The 18,803-nt window shown below is 41.5% G+C and carries 9 protein-coding genes and 1 pseudogene; 5 read left to right on the top strand and 5 right to left on the bottom strand.

The genetic code is table 11. The features are described from left to right. Positions 1-13: 13 nt before the first annotated feature. From B2O97_RS00700 to mobA, 5 genes and pseudogenes are all read right to left on the bottom strand, one after another. Entirely contained in the window at positions 14-4,354 is a 4,341-nt protein-coding gene (locus B2O97_RS00700; RefSeq protein WP_286766706.1) for a CusA/CzcA family heavy metal efflux RND transporter, read from the bottom strand. 160 nt (positions 4,355-4,514) lie between these two features. Continuing rightward, positions 4,515-4,910: a hypothetical protein gene (locus B2O97_RS00695; RefSeq protein WP_286766705.1), complete on the bottom strand. Its 396-nt coding sequence runs from the start codon at positions 4,908-4,910 to the stop codon at positions 4,515-4,517. An 87-nt stretch (positions 4,911-4,997) separates the two neighbouring features. Next, positions 4,998-6,998, bottom strand: a pseudogene (gene mobC / locus B2O97_RS00690) (conjugal transfer protein MobC). Between the two features lie 95 nt (positions 6,999-7,093). Beyond that, positions 7,094-8,380 (bottom strand): conjugal transfer protein MobB, encoded by a 1,287-nt coding sequence (gene mobB, locus B2O97_RS00685; RefSeq protein ID WP_286766704.1) that lies wholly within the window; start codon positions 8,378-8,380, stop codon positions 7,094-7,096. 11 nt (positions 8,381-8,391) lie between these two features. Continuing rightward, a complete protein-coding gene (gene mobA / locus B2O97_RS00680) occupies positions 8,392-8,820 on the bottom strand; it encodes a conjugal transfer protein MobA (protein ID WP_286766703.1) in 429 nt (142 codons plus the stop codon). Positions 8,821-9,333: 513 nt separating this feature from the next. Between mobA and B2O97_RS00675 the strand changes: the two genes are divergently transcribed. The 5 genes from B2O97_RS00675 to B2O97_RS00655 all read left to right on the top strand — a co-directional run bounded on the left by B2O97_RS00675 (position 9,334) and on the right by B2O97_RS00655 (position 18,796). Next, complete coding sequence (locus B2O97_RS00675) at positions 9,334-11,019, top strand: ISL3 family transposase (protein ID WP_286766702.1); 1,686 nt, start codon at positions 9,334-9,336, stop codon at positions 11,017-11,019. Positions 11,020-11,460: 441 nt separating this feature from the next. Further along, positions 11,461-12,033 (top strand): RNA polymerase sigma factor, encoded by a 573-nt coding sequence (locus tag B2O97_RS00670; RefSeq protein WP_286766701.1) that lies wholly within the window; start codon positions 11,461-11,463, stop codon positions 12,031-12,033. Between the two features lie 72 nt (positions 12,034-12,105). Next, the gene (locus tag B2O97_RS00665; protein WP_286766700.1) at positions 12,106-13,236 is read left to right on the top strand and encodes a FecR family protein; all 1,131 of its coding nucleotides are present in this window, start codon (positions 12,106-12,108) and stop codon (positions 13,234-13,236) included. Positions 13,237-13,519: 283 nt separating this feature from the next. Then, positions 13,520-16,990 carry a TonB-dependent receptor gene (locus tag B2O97_RS00660; protein WP_286766699.1) on the top strand — a complete coding sequence of 1,157 codons (3,471 nt, stop codon included), beginning with the start codon at positions 13,520-13,522 and terminating at the stop codon, positions 16,988-16,990. Between the two features lie 33 nt (positions 16,991-17,023). Beyond that, the gene (locus B2O97_RS00655; protein WP_286766698.1) at positions 17,024-18,796 is read left to right on the top strand and encodes a RagB/SusD family nutrient uptake outer membrane protein; all 1,773 of its coding nucleotides are present in this window, start codon (positions 17,024-17,026) and stop codon (positions 18,794-18,796) included. Positions 18,797-18,803 lie beyond the last annotated feature (7 nt).

Here is an 18,803-nt window from a genome sequence, read left to right as displayed (position 1 = left end):
TCCTGTTCATCAACTACTGAAGCGTGATATAATTCAGTTCAACAACGCTTTCGTTTAGTTTCAATAGGGCATCTGCATAATTGCTTTTGAGCAAAACTGCCTGATTGACGAGCATTACAAATTCCAGATAATTGATTTCTCCGTTAATGAATTGTTGCTGTGCTGTTTTGGTAATGATGTCTGCATTTTTCAGTTCATCAGTTTCGTAACGGTTGATTATTTCGAGATTCGTTTGATACATTTGCTTGAGCTGTTGCTGTTTTTTCTCTAATGCAAATTCAGTATTATGCCAATCGTTTTCCGCAATGCTTTCCGCCACTTTAGAAGCGTGAATTCTTGCCTTTTGTCCGCCTGAAAATATTGGAATGCCAACACCTACCATCACCGAATGAAACTGTGGTGTAGCAGAATACAGTTTATCATCAGGTCCCATACCTTTGAACGAATTGAGATTATAACCGATTTGCAAACCCGGAAGAAGTCTGGATTTTTCCACTTCGGTTTGTTTGCCGGCAACCGTTTTTTGCTGTTCCAATACATGTAACAAGGGATGCGAAGCATTTTCCTGAAGCAAAAGAACCGGTCTGGAATTTTCCAAAGGAAGATATTCCGTTTCGGAATTCAGCAACCAACTGAACTGCAACTGCAAGGTTTTTATTTCCTGCTGCACTTGTTTCAACTGAATCTCAATCGCCGATTTTTGGTTGGAAGCCGTTGTTTTTTCCAGAATATTGCTTTCTCCTGCTTTTAAACGCAAACTGGCTTTGTCTAAAAATTGGGTGTACAGTTGCAACGTTTCATTCAGCAATTTTTCCTTATCTTTCCAATACACCATCTGGAAATAACTTTGGCTGACGGCTTTTTTCAGTTCAAATTCTTTAAGCGAAACATTCAACTGGCTTTTTTTCCATTCTTCGTAATGCAAATTTTTCTGTTTCTGATACACAGTCGGAAAAGCGATGCTCTGCGAAATCCCGAATTTCATATCGTTGTATGCACTATTTATTTGTCCGTAATCTACCGTAACTGCGGTTTGCGGAATATCGGCATTGGAAGTTTTAATCAATGCTTTGGCATAATCCGAGCGCAGTTTTTCGTTTTTCAGGTTGCGATTGTTTTGCAACGCTGTTTGCACGGCTTCATCTAAAGAAATTATGGTTTGTGCCTTCATTTTTATTCCTGAAAACAGCATAAAAATCAACAGAACAGAGGCGACATGTTTGGATTTTGGTTTTTTCATTTTAAATCCATTTTCGATATTGACATATAAAAGCGGTAGGACAAAAAGGGTGAGCAAAGTGGCCAATATCAGTCCGCCAATTACCACGGTCGCCAAAGGTCGCTGCACTTCTGCGCCAGCACCTGTGCTTATTGCCATCGGGATAAAGCCGAGGGAGGCAACGGCTGCGGTCATCAACACCGGACGCAATCGGCTTTCGCCGCCATCAATCACAATTCTGACGATATTTCTAATGCCGTTTTTATGTAGTCGGTTAAATTCTGAAATCAATACAATACCGTTCAAAACCGCTACGCCAAAAAGAGCGATAAAACCAACGGCAGCACTGATGCTGAAAGGCATTCCGCGTAAATTCAACATAAATACACCTCCGATGACCGACAACGGAATGGCGCTGTAAATCAGAAGACTTTCTTTAATCGACTTGAACGCCATAAACAACAGGACAAATATCAATGCCAATGCCAGCGGAACGGCAATCATCAACCGTTGTTTGGCGTTGTTCAGATTTTCAAAAGAACCGCCATACGTAATAGAATAGCCGGCCGGAAGTTTAATCTGTTTGTCCACTTTACCCTGCAATTCTTCCACAATGCTTTGCACATCACGGTCTTTGATGTTGAAGCCGACGACAATACGGCGTTGTGCATTTTCACGTTGAATTTGATTGGGACCTTCAACCACATCTACGGTTGCCAGCTGATTGAGCGGGATCTGATTGCCTGCAGGTGTTGGAACCAATAGATTTTGAATATCATTGATGTTTTTTCGGTCACTGGCATTCAGGCGTACTACCATATCAAAGCGTTTTTCGCCTTCAAAAAACAAACCTGTACTCTGTCCGGCAAAAGCGGTATTAATCACCCGATTGACAGCTGCAACAGAAAGATGATACTGAGCAATCAGGGGACGATTGTATTTTACCACCACCTGCGGAAGCCCGGAAACCGGTTCTATATAAAGGTTTTGTGTACCTTTTACCGTTTCAATGATTTTACCGAGTTGGTTGGCATTTTGAACCAAAGAATCCAGATTATCGCCAAAGATTTTGATGACCACATCCTGTCTTGCACCGGTCATCAGTTCATTAAAACGCATCGCTACCGGATACTGAAAACCAACTGTAATACCGGGCACATCTTCCAGTGCTTTGCTCATTTTTTCTGATAATTCGGGAAACGTTTTGGCGGAAGTCCATTCTTTTTTGTCTTTCAGAATGACCATCATATCCGAAGCATCCATTGGCATCGGATCGGTAGGCACTTCTCCACTTCCTATCTTGGTGACCACTTTTTCCACTTCGGGGAAACGGGTTTTTAAGATATGGGCTGCTTTTTGCGTACTTTCAATCGTGGTGGTAAGGTTGCTGCCCGGTAAAACGCGGGTATCCACCGCAAAATCACCTTCTTCCAAAGACGGAATAAATTCGCCGCCCATTCTGCTTAGCAGAATTATTGCCGTGATGAACAATATCCCGATTATGGTAAAAATGGTTTTCGGAATGCGTAAAACTTTCAGCAAGGTTTTCAAATAAAGCGCTTCTACTTTCTTCATTACCCTGTCCGACCACGAAGGTTTTAAACTTCTTTTCTTCAACAAAACCGAACTCATCATCGGAATGTAGGTTAGGGAAAGCAGAAATGCACCTAATAATGCAAACGCCACCGTTTCTGCCATCGGGCGAAACATTTTCCCTTCAATCCCTTGCAATGTTAGGATCGGAATGTACACAATGAAGATGATAATTTGTCCGAAAACTGCACTGTTCATCATTCTTCCGGCAGATTCTGTAACTACACTATCCATATCATTGGACGGAATTTTCAGCAGGCTCTTGAACTTAGGATTGAGGGATAACTGATGCAGGACGGCTTCTACAATAATGACCGCTCCGTCGATGATTAATCCAAAATCCAGTGCACCCAAACTCATCAGATTGCCGCTCACCCCGAAAAGGTTCATCATACAAATGGCAAAAAGCATTGCCAGTGGGATCACCGAAGCCACGAGTAAGCCGGCTCTGAAATTTCCGAGAAATAAAACGAGGACAAATACCACGATTAAAGCACCTTCCAGAAGGTTTCTCTCAACCGTGCTGATGGCGTTATTCACCATTTTGGTACGGTCAAGAAAGGGTTCTATCACCACGCCTTCGGGCAGAGTTTTCTGGATTTGAGCCACTTTGGCTTTTACATCTTTGATGACCTGACTGCTGTTGGCACCTTTCAGCATCATTACCACCGCACCGGAAACTTCGCCCTGATCGTTATAGGTCATCGCTCCGTAACGGGTGGCATAGCCAATTTTTACATCGGCTACATCGCGGATAAACAATGGTACATCATTATTTTTGTTTGTAATGGAAATGTTTTGAATATCCTCAATATTGCCCACCAAACCTTCGCTCCGGATGTAGAGAACAGTTGGCCCTTTTTCGATATAAGCACCGCCGGTGTTCTGATTATTGGCATTCAGTGCATCAAAAACATCATTGATGGTAATGCCATAAGCATTGAGTCGGTTGGGATTCACGGCAATCTCGTATTGCTTCAATTTACCGCCAAAACTGCTGACTTCCGCTACGCCTTTGACCTGAAGTAGCTGTCGACGCACAATCCAATCCTGAATGGTACGGAGTTCCGTAACGTCGTATTTTTGTTCAAAACCTTTTTTAGGACGAACGACATATTGATAGATTTCGCCCAAACCGGTAGAAATCGGCCCTAATTGGGGTGTTCCGATACCTTGCGGAATTTCATTCTGAACCTGTTGCAGCCGCTCTGCCACTTGTTGTCTTGCCCAATACACATCAATACCATCATCAAAAACAATGGTAACCAAGGACAATCCGAAACGGGAGAAACTGCGGATTTCTTTGAGTCCGGAAATATTGGAGTTCGCCTGTTCAATTGGGAAAGTAACCAGACGTTCGATATCGGTTGCCCCAAAAGACGGAGCGATTGTAATAACCTGCACCTGATTATTGGTAATGTCCGGCACAGCATCAATCGGTAATTTGCTTACCTGATAAGAGCCAATGCCGATTAAACCAAGAATCAATAATACTATAATGAGTTTGTTCTTTACAGAAAACTCAATGATTTTTGTAAGCATAATTTATTCTGTTAATCGTAAATGATAAATAAAGAGATTTGACGTTTTCAATACATAATCAATCCTACAGGCGGACACAAAATACACAGACTGCCCGAATGAAAGTATTATCAAACAGCAAATGCACGATGAAAGGATTCATCCTGGAAATCAAAAAAGATTAACAGAATTTCGGCGGTTTCCAGATGGCAGAAAGGTAATTGTTATCAGAAAATGTATCGTCCAAAGGCAAGGTTTTGGGTTCTTTGCCTACAAGTTTTTTGGTTTCTATATCAAAACTAAAAGGGGGGGCAAGTACAAAACTGATATATAAAACATTGATATGTACGATAAACGGTAATTGTTTGTCTTGTTCATAATCGTCATCGTGTGGATGGTTTTCCAGATGGTTCCCGGCGTAATGAACTTCCAAAAATTGCAAAACAGTAACCTCCGGATTTTTTTCTTTGTGATCGAAATAATGCTCTATAAGTATAGGAAACTTCAATAACTGACCTAATTCAGTTGTCGAAATTAAATACACAGACAATAATAATATTGAAAACATTTTTTTCACTTAACAAAGTTAATAAAAAAGTCTGCTCTCTTTTATAAGACGCTGTAATTTAAAATATTTCAAAATAAATGATTTAAAAATTCAATATTATCCCTCCTGTATCAAATGCTGTAAATTCGGGTCGTTCTTTATACGCTCCATTTCACTTTCCACGATAAGAACAATGTCTAATTTTATCTGACGATAATTGTTCTCAATATCCCGTTTCATATTATCTACTCCGCTTTCATCGACAAAGGATAAAATTTCCGGTATCTTCTGGTACGCTTTTGTTTCGGCAGCAACTTTCTCGTTATCTACTACAATTTCTGCGTGAAATATCTTTTGTTCTATACGTTCGTCAAAGTTATCGGACACTGAACCGACAAACATACCTTGTGTAAGTGTACTGATTTTTGAAGCTGGAATAAGACTGTCTAATTGGGTAGAAATTGAAGTTGATTTGTCATTTCGGTTAATCGTCATACTTTGGCGTTTCTGTAATACTTTCCCAAAGCGTTCTGACAGGCTCTTTGCCGTTTCGCCCACGACCTGACCGCTAAAAATATTACCGACCGTGTTCTGAATTACCTTAGCTTCCTTATCTCCATAGTCACGAATTAATTGGGAAAAATCCTGAAAGCCTAAGCAAACCGCTACCTTATTACTTCTCGCCGTTGCAATAAGATTGTCCAAGCCTCTAAAATAAATTGTCGGTAACTCGTCTATAATGACAGAACTCTTTAATTGTCCTTTTTTATTAATGAGTTTGACAATTCGGGAATTGTACAAACCCAAAGCCGCCGAATAAATATTTTGCCTGTCGGGGTTGTTTCCTACACAAAGGATTTTAGGCTCACGTGGGTTATTTATGTCTAATGAAAAATCATCGCCTGTCATTACCCAATACAACTGTGGGCTAATCATTCTTGACAAAGGTATTTTAGCTGATGCAATCTTTCCCTGTAATTGGTCTTGTGCGCCTCCCTGCCAAGCATCCATAAAGGGAGATAAATAGTTCTCTAAATCAGGATAAGAATTTAAAATCGTAAATACGTCTGCGTACTTTTTATTCAGTAACTCAATGCCGTGTGGAAAGGTACAATACTTTCCGTTATCATAGATTTTTAAATACCAAATAATAGCTGCTAATAGAATAATCGGGCTTTCCACGAAGAAATCTCCTTGCTTCTGTATCCACGACCTGTTGAGGTTTAACATTATGGTATATGCTGCTTCATAGGCATCGCTGATGTCGGTCATAAAGTCGGGATTGAGTGGGTTGCAACGGTGGCTCTTGCGAGGGTCGTCAAAATTTATCACATAAAATTTTGGCTGTACTTTGTATTTATCCCCGTTCTTTAATAAGTGATTGTAGGCAATCGTGGAAAGGTCATCAAACTTAAAATCATAAATGTACATTGAGAAGCCTTTCTCAATCTGCTGTTTGATATAGTAGTTTACAATAGCATAAGATTTACCGGAACCGGGGGTTCCGAGTACAATCGTTGCCCTAAATGGGTTTACAATGTTTATCCAGCCGTCATTCCATTTGTTTTTATAGTAAAATTTCGTAGGCAGATTAACCGAGTATTCATTTTGCATTAATTTGGTTTCCTGCTGGAAGCTTTCATTCTCATTATTGAAAACGTCGTCCATTAAATTGCTACGAAGCAAACGGCTCATCCAAACCCCTGCAACCATTAAAGCGATATAGCCTAAACCTGTGGTTAGGATATAAAGAAATGTAGCGGTGTTTAGTGGTAGCTTTAGCAATGGAAAATTTAAAAAGAATAAAACGAAGCCAATACCTAAAGCAACATATATTTTTCCCCAAGTAATCTATTCATTCTTAACTCCTTTAGTACCCAAACAGCTCAAAGTCAGCAATATCAAAGCAAAAACTTTGGTATATAAGGTGTGTTCAAATAGTCCTGCCGTCCGGTTGAAATTCCCTAATATTTTGTTGATGATTTCCAATGTCCAGCCACGGTGTATAAAGAACCCGTAACAGAACCAATACAAGTGCATCAATACTATAATGATGCTTAATGCTCGCATAAAAGCCATTATCTTGGCTAAGCCTCTTAAATCGTCTTCTCCCTGCATTTTTAAAAATTTTAAATGTTCGGGCGTGAATTTATAGGCTGTATAGCGTAGCTATAAGATTATGGCAGTCAATGGCGGTATTTGGCTGAATGTTGTTATAAACGTCTTTTGCGTTTATGCTTTTTCTTCATTTTATTGGCGAAGTCTTGCTCCTCATAATCCTCGCCTTGTGCTTCAGGAATAAGCAAACCGCCAAAGGCTTCGATTAAACCACTGTCTTTTTTATCAGGAATGTCTAAGTCAAACAAATGATGCAATTCTTCCATAGGAAGATCCGCATTATTTGTTATGGATTTTTTTTCTTGTGGTTCGTCAGGCTCTTTGATGTCGGGCTTAATGTTATTGTTCCAATAATCATTAAAGACGTTGGCAGAAAGTTCCTTTGCTAATCGTGAGCCGTTCCATACGGTTTTGGAATTGTGGTCAATGAACGTCATACCGTAAATACGTCCTGTGTCGTTTCTGCGAACCACTACATTAATACCTTGCTCGCCCAACTGTTTTTTAAAGCTCAATTCATTAGCCGTAGATTGCAGGGCAATCGTTACGGCTGCTTTTAACGTCTGTTTGTTTGGGTGGTCTTTCAGCTTCATATTGCATATCTCGATATGCGATTTCAATGCAGGAAGTCCCGCATTTTTCCCGAACAAGGAAGCCTTAAACGGGTTTCCTGCTCTTTCGACCTGCTCATTCAACGGAATGTATAACAACCCCTCTCGGTGCTGTCCTTGCAACTCGCCCTCGACTTTTTCGGTGGTAATATTGAACAAGGAAAGCAAAGCATTGTATTCTCCCAAAGTCTGAAATTGATAGTAGTTTGGCAAATGCCGAACTACGGAAGCTATCTGACTTTTTACATCGCCTGCTTTATAATCCACAGGCTTAAAAATCTTATTGTTCTGCTGGTGTTCCTTGTCCGTAGCTGGTATGAGATTGTATTGCTTTTCAAGTTCACGACAGATATTCATTGACCGCATTTTTTCAAATTTGTCAGAGATTTTTTTACCGTTTTCGTCCACGCAAACCGATACGATATGAATGTGGGAGCGGTCTATATCCGTATGCTTGAATACGACAAAAGGCTGGTCGCCGTACCCCAATTCCCTCATATATTGCTCTGCCATTTCCCTGTAAGTTTCATCGCTAACCTTATCTTTCGGGTCGGGATTTAAAGAAATATGCAATGTATGTTTCTCGGTACTGAGGTTTGCCAACAGATAAGGAGTAAAAGATTGGGCTAATTGTGCAACGGAATATTGCCCGTCGGACGTTTCAATCATCTTATTGGCAAACAGGATTTGCCCGTTTTCCTTTTCAACTTTCAGATTATTGTACGCCGATGCACCGTACAAATTTGCACTTCTCCCGATTTTCGCTATCATTTTTAAGGCTGTTATTTGAGGTGTTTTTTATCAAATTCCTCCGTTATCTCCACCACTTTTTTGAACAATTCGACCATTTCTGCCGTCTGCTTTTCCAATTTGTACAGGTATGCCGATGCTTTTTTCTCGGAAAAACTCTTGTACAATAGCTTTACAATCTGATTATAGTTTACCCCGATTGAGCGGAATTGACTGTGAAACGAAGTCTGTCGCATATAGAAATCAACTGTTCCTATGTCAATATGCACCGATTTTATCGTCTTATTGAAGATGCAAGACTTTATAAAATGTGCTTTTACCTGCATACCCGATTTATCAAACAGGGCAAGAAAACGGGCGTGTTCTTCCTGATTAAAGGAAATCGTGTAGCGGATTTTCGCAGGGTCGTTTTTAAGCGGTCCCCCCGTCTTTTTTAACTGCTTTTTGCTGTTCTCATTCATCACTAATCCATTTTAATCCACACAAAAACGCCGGCTTCGGAGGACGTTTTCTGCTCCCTGCAAGGGCAAGTTGTTTTAAGCATCCGAAAAGTTTTCGAGATGCTCAAAGCACAACTTTCCGTGTTCTGTTGAACACAAAAATCCGCCCTACGGGTCGGATTGATTTTAACAGGGAAAAACGGCTCGAAGCCGTCGCTGTTAAAGTCCATTTTGTCTATCCGATTTTGCATAAATCCGTTAATAAAATATCTTTCTACAAAGTAAAGTCCTCTTTACGAAAGCATTGCACGCTCGTACACCGCCAAACACTGCCAATGAACGCCAAACACTGCCACGTACATACAATGAAAAGAATATCGGTAGTTCTCTGGGTTCTTCACCAATTTTGATGCACTTAATAATTCTCTATAATTCATGTTAACTATCTTATTTTCAGCAAAATAAATCATTTTAAAGTTGTTTTGCTAATGCCTTTTTTGTATCTTAAAGAATTGATAATCAAACTCTTTAAGATTGAATCCATCCAATATTTTTAACTTAAAAATTGTAGGTTTATTTTATGGTGCCCGGAAAATTAAGATCTATCGCTCGGAAATACAAGGTACAACCATACGTCTATTTGCAAAAAGAACGGGAACACGCTCCAAATGCCCGAGTTGTATGAAAAGCAGTTGCAACGTGCGTTCCTCTTATGTGCGAACACTCGCGGACCTGCCCTGGGCAGCAATCGCAATTCTCATTAGGCTTGAGGTACGGCGCTTTGCCTGCAAAAATTCCTCCTGTGAAAGGCGGATATTTTCGGAACGGTGTGACGGCTTGACAAAGCCTTATTCCAGACGTACGATCAGGGCTTCAGAACATTTAAAGAAGTTCCTTCTTGAGGTATCGTCCAATAAAGGGGCCTATTTTTCCAGAATAATGAATATCCCTATCAGTAGTAGTACTTGTCTTAGAATGGTCAAATCCATGGCGATGCCAACAAACGACAAATTGCTCTGCATCGGAATAGACGATTGGGCAAAGAGAAAGGGAATGAATTATGGTACAATTATCGTTAATGCCGAGACAGGACGGCCCATAGACCTACTGAACAGCAGGGATTCCAGTGATGTTGTGGAATGGCTGTCGGATCATAAAGAAATCAAATACGTAACCAGAGATCGGTCCACAGTTTATTCCAGTGCCATCAAGAGAGCTATCCCTGAGGCAAAACAAATAGCTGATAGGTTCCATTTGGTGAAAAATCTCGGAGATGCTATACAAGAGGAGATCAGGCAGGAATATATTCATTTGAAGAAAATCTCCAAAAGTATTTATGAGAGATCCGAATCAAGGAGGCCCATTGATAAAGCAGCTAAAGAAACCTTATACGCCAAGGGCAATGTTAAGCAGGCGATGTCCTCCGTAATGGTTCAAAAAAAAGAGAAGCTTTCCCAGATGATCGAAATGAAAAAAGACGGACACAGTATTTCTGAAATCGCTCGAAAAACCCAAACGAACCGGCGCACTGTAAAAAAACATCTGGAACAGGGAATGCCTTCAGCAGCAAGAAGTACGCGCGTACATTATGAAATATATATGGACGAAATTAAGCACATGTGCAGTTTGGAAATCAATCCTACGGCCATGTTCAGGTCTCTAAAGAGCATAGGCTTAAACTGTTGTGAACGATCTTTTACAAGATGGTTTTATTTGAATTTTCCCCACTATGAACATAAATGGAATAGGACGTACCCGGAGCCATTAAAGGTCAATAAACCTAAAATTGGACCTTATTCTATCCCTTTGCCAAAAACGCTGTCAATTTATGTAACAAATCCAGAATATGGAGTTTCAGAGGATACGGGAGAATGCTCAAAGGAAAAGGAAATTGTTGACAAACTGGTAAGTGAGGTTCCACTTTTATCCAGTTTTCGTACGCTTTTCGTAGACTTTAGAAATGTTCTAAAAGGAGGTTGTCCCGATCGATTGGACATCTGGTTTGAATATCTCCGATCTATTGGCCGAAGTAGAATTGACAGCTTTTGTAAGGGATTGAAAAAGGATATACTTGCGGTAAAGAATGCCATAAGCTATAATTGGACGAATGGCCTGGTAGAAGGAAATGTAAACAGGTTAAAAAATAAAAAACGTGAGATGTATGGTAGATGTGGCTTTGAGTTACTTAGAAGAAAAGTTTGTCTTTCAAAAACTGGATAATTGCATCAAAATTGGCGAAGAACCACTCCAACTTACCAATTATGCTGCATTCTTATTTACCATTTACATTTAATAATTATAATTGCCTTAAAGCAATAAATACTGCGCCTAAAATATCAATTTTATGTCTTTTCATTATCAGGTGATTTATTGTGTGAATAGTTATTCTAGTCAGAAAGGAGATCTGGTCATTTTTATACAGCAAGATTGGACAAAGAAAAACTGTTAATTTCTTCTTCTAAAATCCTCAACCTCTAATTTGCTAAAATGCCTTTCTAAACGGTAGGTGTTCGATAATAATATATTAAGAAATTATGATTTTTTTTCTTTTATATCAGGTTTAAGCCTCTTTATTTATATATTGGAACGTTCCCCGATTACGGAGACATTAATTAATCCGGGAAGTAATTACTATATTTAGATAGCCCTAAGCAATTAAAAATGACCAAGTATGAATCTATCGCTGACGAACAATTGATTGAGCACCTGCGGGCAGGCTCACATCAGGCTTATACCGAAATTTACAATCGGTATAAGGCACCGTTATATAGACATGCGTTGAAAGTTCTGGAGAAGAAAGAAGAAGTAAATGATGTGATCCATGATCTTTTTCTGACGCTCTGGGTGAGACGAGAGACTATTACGATCAACAGGAGTTTATCGGCCTATTTAAATGGAGCACTAAGAAATCGCATATTAGATCATATTGCAAGAAATAGATTTGTGGGCAATTACCTGGATTCATTGCAACACTATATTGAATGTTCCATACCTTACACGGAGCGACAGGTGCTTTTTAACGAGCTCGTTAATTTGCTGGACCGGGAAGTGGCAGCACTGCCACCCAAGATGCGTGAGATTTTTGAGCTAAGCCGTCGTGATAACCTTTCGCACAAGGAAATTGCGGCACAATTGAATATTTCAGACCATACGGTCAAAAAACAGATTAACAATGCGCTTAAGATACTCCGCCCCAAAATCACTTCATTGCTGATGATTTTGCACTTATTTTAAATTTTTTATTTTTTTTCTTACACCAGATTAGGTTTCATTCGTCTTATATCTAAAAACCGATATAAACCACATATGAAAGACCGAGAAGCAGAGCTGTTACTTGAAAAGTATAATAAAGGAACAATCAGCCCAAAAGAGCTAGAAATTCTTGAAGCATGGTATCGTGAGCGTATGGAAGCAGGATCCGCTGATATTTCCGATGAGGAATTGGAGGAGAATCTTGACTCCGTATGGCGGCGGCTAAACACCGTATCTAAACCCCCAAAAGTGGTTTTGTGGAAACGTATTGCAGCTGCAGCTGCAATATTGTTGGTTGTCACAATAACATGGCTGCTCTATCAGCATAATTTAAGTATTCCAATCAATCAAACAGCTGTAGATAATAAGATTGTTCCAGGCGGAAACCGGGCATTCCTGACCTTGTCCAATGGTAAGAAGCTATCCCTTGCTGATGCCGGGAATGGAACATTGGCAAACGATGCTGGCGTTGTCATCAGTCAATCGGTTGATGGGCAATTGCTATATACGGTTTCTGATAACTATCTAGGTAGTGGTAAGCTATCAGATCAGTATAACGCCATAGAGACGCCTAGAGGAGGGCAGTTCCAGGTCATTCTGCCGGACGGCACGCATGTATGGCTTAATGCTGCTTCAGTATTAAAGTATCCCGTACGGTTTGCAAAAACAGAACGGACTGTTGAGCTTGTCGGGGAGGCCTATTTTGAAGTAGCCAAAGATCCTGCGAAGCCATTTATTCTACAGACTTTAGACCAGAAAATTTCCGTCCTTGGTACTCATTTTAACGTCAACAGTTATCCTGATGACAAGCTTCACAAGACCACACTTCTGGAAGGCGCAATCCGTGTCAATTCGAACAATGGTGACCAACCGCTGCTACTCAAACCGGGGCAGGAGTATGAATCGGGACATGGTAAGGCCAAGGTGCGGCAAGTGGATACCCAAGAAAGTGTGGCCTGGAAAAACGGTGAATTTGTCTTTACAGATGAATCGCTCGAAAGTATTATGAATAAAATTGCACGCTGGTATAATGTCAATGTTTCCTACGAGCAGGTTGATCCCGCTACGCGTTTTGGTGGGGCAGTCAGCCGTTTTTCAGAGATTTCGAAAGTGCTCGAGAAACTGGAACTCACCGGAGAGGTTCGCTTTCGTATCAACGGGCGTAGAATTATCGTGACCAAATAATGTCTGGTATCCATCGGAAAATATGAAACAAATAATCACAATAAATCCAATACAAATGTTTAAAAAACCACCCTCTTGAACGCTGCGGTGATAGAAAATGATGCGTGCCCCGATTCGCGGTCAGGACACGCTATTCATTTAGGTATCACTTATATCTGGTTAACCCAGATTGAAATCTTTCGGAAATCTAGTTTAAAACCCAAATGTATTCAAATGTATGAAAAATAATGCTTTCAAAGAGGGCATAAGGTTATTATGTGCGACCAGGAAAATCCTATTGGTTATGAAATTAACAACATTCTTTTTATTTGCTTTTATCCTGCAGGTCAGTGCTTCTGGATTCGCTCAGCAATTGACGATTCGAAACAAAGCCCTAAATCTTAAAGAGCTGTTTAGTGAAATTAAACGGCAGACCGGGTATAATGTGGTGTACAAATCAGACCTACTTGAAAAGAAGAACAATAAAATCCGTGTCGACTTTATAGCGCAAGATGTCAACACCGTGCTAACCCGATCATTATCTGGCCAGGGGCTAGATTTTGCCATAAGCGACAACACGATCGTGATCCGGAGAGGAAAAGATTCAATTAATAGCTCCGATTTGAATACCCTTGTTAAAATAAAGATCAATGGGCAGATCTTAGATGCCAGGGACAAGCCCCTGAGTGCTGCCAGTGTAAAAGTGAAGGGAACCAATATAATTACCAGTACAGGAAATGACGGTCGGTTTGTGCTAGACAATGTTGATGAAGCTGCGGTTCTGGAGATTTCCTATGTCGGCTTTGTAACAATGGAGGAACCCGTCCGCGGAAGGACGCTTATCACGGCCCGCCTCCAACCAGACCAGCAGCAACTTGAGGAACTGGTTATTGTGGGCTACGGCGCGCAGAAAAAAGTAAACCTGACCGGTGCCGTCGATCAGGTCGGTGCCGAAGTATTTGAAAATAGACCTATGCCGAGCACTACGCGGGGTCTTCAGGGAGTTATCCCTAATCTCAATATCCGAATGACCGATGGTAAACCCACACGGGGAGCTACCTACAATGTACGTGGGACAACTTCGTTGAGTGGTGGAAGCACATTGGTTATGATCGACGGTGTTGCTGGTGATCCTAACCTGCTTAATCCCAACGATATTGAAAGTGTTACGGTTCTTAAAGATGCCGCATCTGCCGCTATTTATGGAGCTCGTGGTGCTTTTGGTGTGGTTTTGATCACCACCAAATCATCGAAAAACGGAACTACAAGCGTACGCTTTAATAGCAGCTATACCATAAATGAGCAGACTACAAAACCGGATATGGTGTGGGATGGCTATACATGGGCCAAAATGTTTCTGGAGTCTTTTCGCGGTTGGAACGATTATTCGTCAAATCCAACAGGAGTAAACAATGCATTTCCTTTTTCCTTGAGCTACCTCGACTCTTTGAAATACAGAAGTGAAAACCCACAATTGGGACTACCTGAAACAGGCCTGAACCCTGCTAATGGACGTTATCTCTATTTCGGCAAAACGAATTGGCTGAAGGAGCTTTACAAGGGGATTACGCCGTCTTTGGAACAGAATATCAGTATTTCGAAAGGGACCGAGAATCTGAGTTACTATATTTCTGGTCGTTATTACAAACAAGCCGGTGTATATCGTTATAATCCTGATGATTTCAATAAGTATAACTTCCGTGCGAAAGGGGAGATCAAGCTGAACAAATGGTTAAGCCTGTCCAATAACCTGGATTTCTCTGCCTACGACTACCGTGAACCGATGAGCTCAATTTATCAGAATCAGGTGCTACGCAATATTGCTGACCAAGGATTTCCGATGGCAGTTTTGCGAAACCCAGATGGTAGCCTTACACAACATGCCGCTTTTACCCTAGGCGATTATGAGACAGCAAATAGCTCGCGCAAGGAAAAGGAAAACATGTTGCGCAATACAGTGGGGCTTAAAAGTACTTTTTTGGATAAAAGGATTAATATCAATGCCGACTTCACCTATATGCAGCGCAGTGGAAAGGTCAATACCCAATTGTATCCCATTACTTATAGCAATAGTCCCGGGGTAATGGAAACTGCTGGTAACAACTTTCTACGTGAAGATCAAAAAGAAGAGCGTTACTTTGCAAATAATATTTACGGAGATTACCGTCAGGACTGGGGTAAGCATTCCTTCAAAGGTTTATTGGGCTACAACCTCGAATATTCGCGAACCAGAAAGAATCGCTTTCAAAGAGATGGTTTGTTAAATCCCGAACTTCCGGATTTTAGTTTAATGGATGGTCTCAATTATACCAGCACAGGTGGCGGCGCGGACTGGGCTATTTTTGGTGCGTTTTATCGATTGAACTACATTTTTGATAATAGATACCTCTTCGAGTTCAATGGTCGCTATGATGGATCCTCACGCTTTCCGAAGGATCAGCGCTTCGCTTTCTTCCCTTCTGCGTCTGCCGGCTGGAGGGTTTCGGAAGAACAGTTTTTGAAACCTGCAAAAAGCTGGTTGAATGAATTGAAGTTAAGGGCTTCCTATGGCAGTATGCCAAATGGTGATATCGATGAGTATCTCTTTCTGACCACATTGGGCGCAACGCGTTCCCCCATGTTGCTCGACGGTGTGTTCCCTTCTCAGATCAGCCAGCCTGCGGTATTGCCCAACAAACTCACTTGGGAAACATCGACGACATTGGACTTGGGTATTGATATGACGATGCTCCGTAACCGTTTAGGAATTGTGTTTGACTGGTACAGCCGTCGCACTACCGATATGTTCACTGCACTGCAGCCACTGCCGCGTACCTTTGGTGCTACTGTGCCCAAGGGCAATAATGCTGATCTTGAAACCAAAGGCTGGGAGCTTTCCCTGAACTGGAAGGATCAAATCGGTGCCAATAAGCCATTGGGTTATAATCTCCGCCTGGTACTGGCGGATCAGCGGGCCCGGATTACAAAGTTCAACAATCCCACCGGAAGTCTTAACAATACCTACTACGTGGGTATGAGACTCGGCGAAATCTGGGGATATACCACCGAGGGACTTTTTCAGAATATTGAAGAGATCCGTAATCATGCCAACCAGAACTTTCTCCGTACCTCCAGTGGAAACAACTATCTGCCCGGAGATGTGAAATTTAAAGATTTAAATGGCGACGGCGTTATTAATAATGGGGAGAATACTATAGATAATCCGGGTGATCGGTCTATTATCGGAAATAGTGAGGTCCGCTACACTTACGGTTTAAATATCGGGCTAAACTGGAACGGTTTTTCATTAGACGCATTTTTTCAAGGGATCGGCAAACGTGACTGGTGGCCCGGAACCGAAGCTGGATATTTTTGGGGACAGTATAACCGTCCCTATGGATTTTTGCCACAACACACCATTGATAATGCATGGTCACCTGAAAATCCCGATGCTTATTTCCCGAGGTACCGGGGCTATCTTGCCCAAAATGCTACGGGGACATTACGCGTTGAGCAGACGCGTTATCTGCAAGATGCAAGTTATATCCGGTTGAAAAATCTGACCATTGGCTATACTATTCCGAAGGGTTGGATGGAACGTGTCAAGTTATCTCAGGCAAGACTTTTCCTCAATGCACAAAATCTATGGACCTATTCGCCTATGTATAAGGTGACGCGGAATTTTGATCCGGAAGTCATCGAAGGTGCCGATCCCGAAATCAACGAAAAAAATGGTAATGGCTATCGTTACCCGATGCTGCGGAGTTTTACGTTTGGTTTAGATATTACATTTTAATGCAGTAATCAATTCAAAATTAAATCGATAAAGATGAAGAAAATATATTTGTTTATACTTCTAATTCCTTTTTTGACAGGATGTGAAAAGTTATTTGACCTGAGTCCGGTAGACAAGATGACACCTGAGACGGTCTTCAACAGTGAGAAAGGACTTGAATTATATACCAATTCTTTTTACGCTGCCACGCAGATTATGCCCCAGGCAGATCAGGTATATAAGGATGTTTTTAGTAGCGACAACATGTCGGATTATGGCGCTGTGAGTTCAATTAATGTATACATCCAGAATGGGTTCGAATCCAATCAGACTTCGGGTTGGGACTGGGGGCCACTGCGCAACATCAATTATTTTTTGGAGAATTTTAATAACCCTTCCATATCACAGGAAGCCCGGGATCATTATCAGGGCCTGGCACGCTTTTTCCGGGCCTGGTTCTATTTCAATATGGTCAAGAAATTTGGCGATGTGCCCTGGTACAGCAATACCTTAGCTGATGATGACCCCGCTATTTACAAAGCTCGTGATCCTCGCACATTGGTCATGGATTCTGTATTGGCAGATTTGGATTTTGCCTGTGAAAATTTACGGGTAGCGAAAAATACAAGCTCGTCACGGATTACACGCAATGTAGCCTTGGCAATGAAATCCAGGATATGCCTTTTTGAGGGCTCGATAAGAAAATATCACCCTCAGTTAAACTTGAAAGATCAGGCTGATATTTGGTTTACACGTGCTGCCGATGCTGCTGAAAAAGTGATGAATAGCGGTATGTATAAATTGCGGAATACCGGCAATTCTGCCAGTGATTACCGAAGCCTTTTTATCAGTGAAAACCCGCAAACCGACGAGGTTATGCTGGCGACGGTCTATAACAATAGCCTACGCCGTTGGCATTCGGCCAACTGGTGGTTTACGAGTGCCACTTACGGATCGAGGTGGAGTCTTACCAAAAGTTTTATCAACTCGTATCCGATGCTGGACGGTACGCGGTTTACTGAGCAGCCGGGATTTGAAACAATGACTTTTATGCAGGAGACCCAAAATCGTGATAAGAGGCTCGGGCAGACTATCCGTCTTGCAGGATATAAACGCAGCAATGGCACTGCTGCGGCACCTGATTTCGGTTATACTACCACCGGTTACCAGCCCATAAAATATACACTGGATGATTCTGGTCTGGATGGAAAAGCCGAAAACTATAATTCTATCCCATTAATACGCTATGCCGAAGTTCTTTTAAACTATGCTGAAGCCATGGCAGAGTTAAATACTTTCGGTTCTTCGGTATGGGACAAGACCATACGTCTTTTGCGCCAGCGCGCCGGTATTACCAAGGCTGATATGCCGACGACAATGGACAGCTATTATCAGCGTGAGTTCTTTCCCGGTCTGCAGAGCACCGCATTGGTTGAAATCCGCAAGGAGCGAGCTATTGAACTTGTTGCCGAAGGCTTTCGCTACGACGATCTTGTCCGTTGGAAAGCAGGTTATTTGTTGGAAAAACCATTTGTAGGGATGTATGTACCCGCCATGAATACCTTGATGGACCTAAATAGTGATGGCAAACCGGATGTTTCTTTTGTCACTTCGCGTCCTTCGAATACGGTGTCGGGTGTTATTTATTACATTATCAACGGCGGATCGAGTCAATTGAGTGAGGGAACAAAAGGAAATCTGATCTGGCTCAGCAATGTGAAGAAAGTATTTGACGAGAAGCGGTATTTCTACCCGATTCCGTTGGATCAGGTGGTACTGAGCGGGGACAAAGTGAAACAGAACCTAGGGTGGCAACCTTCTAACTAACACTGAC

This window comes from Sphingobacterium sp. UBA865, assembly GCF_002295765.1.
Taxonomy (GTDB): Bacteria; Bacteroidota; Bacteroidia; order Sphingobacteriales; family Sphingobacteriaceae; genus Sphingobacterium; species Sphingobacterium multivorum.
Note: the sequence above shows the minus strand (reverse complement) of the source record. Positions and strands in the feature narration are given on the sequence as shown.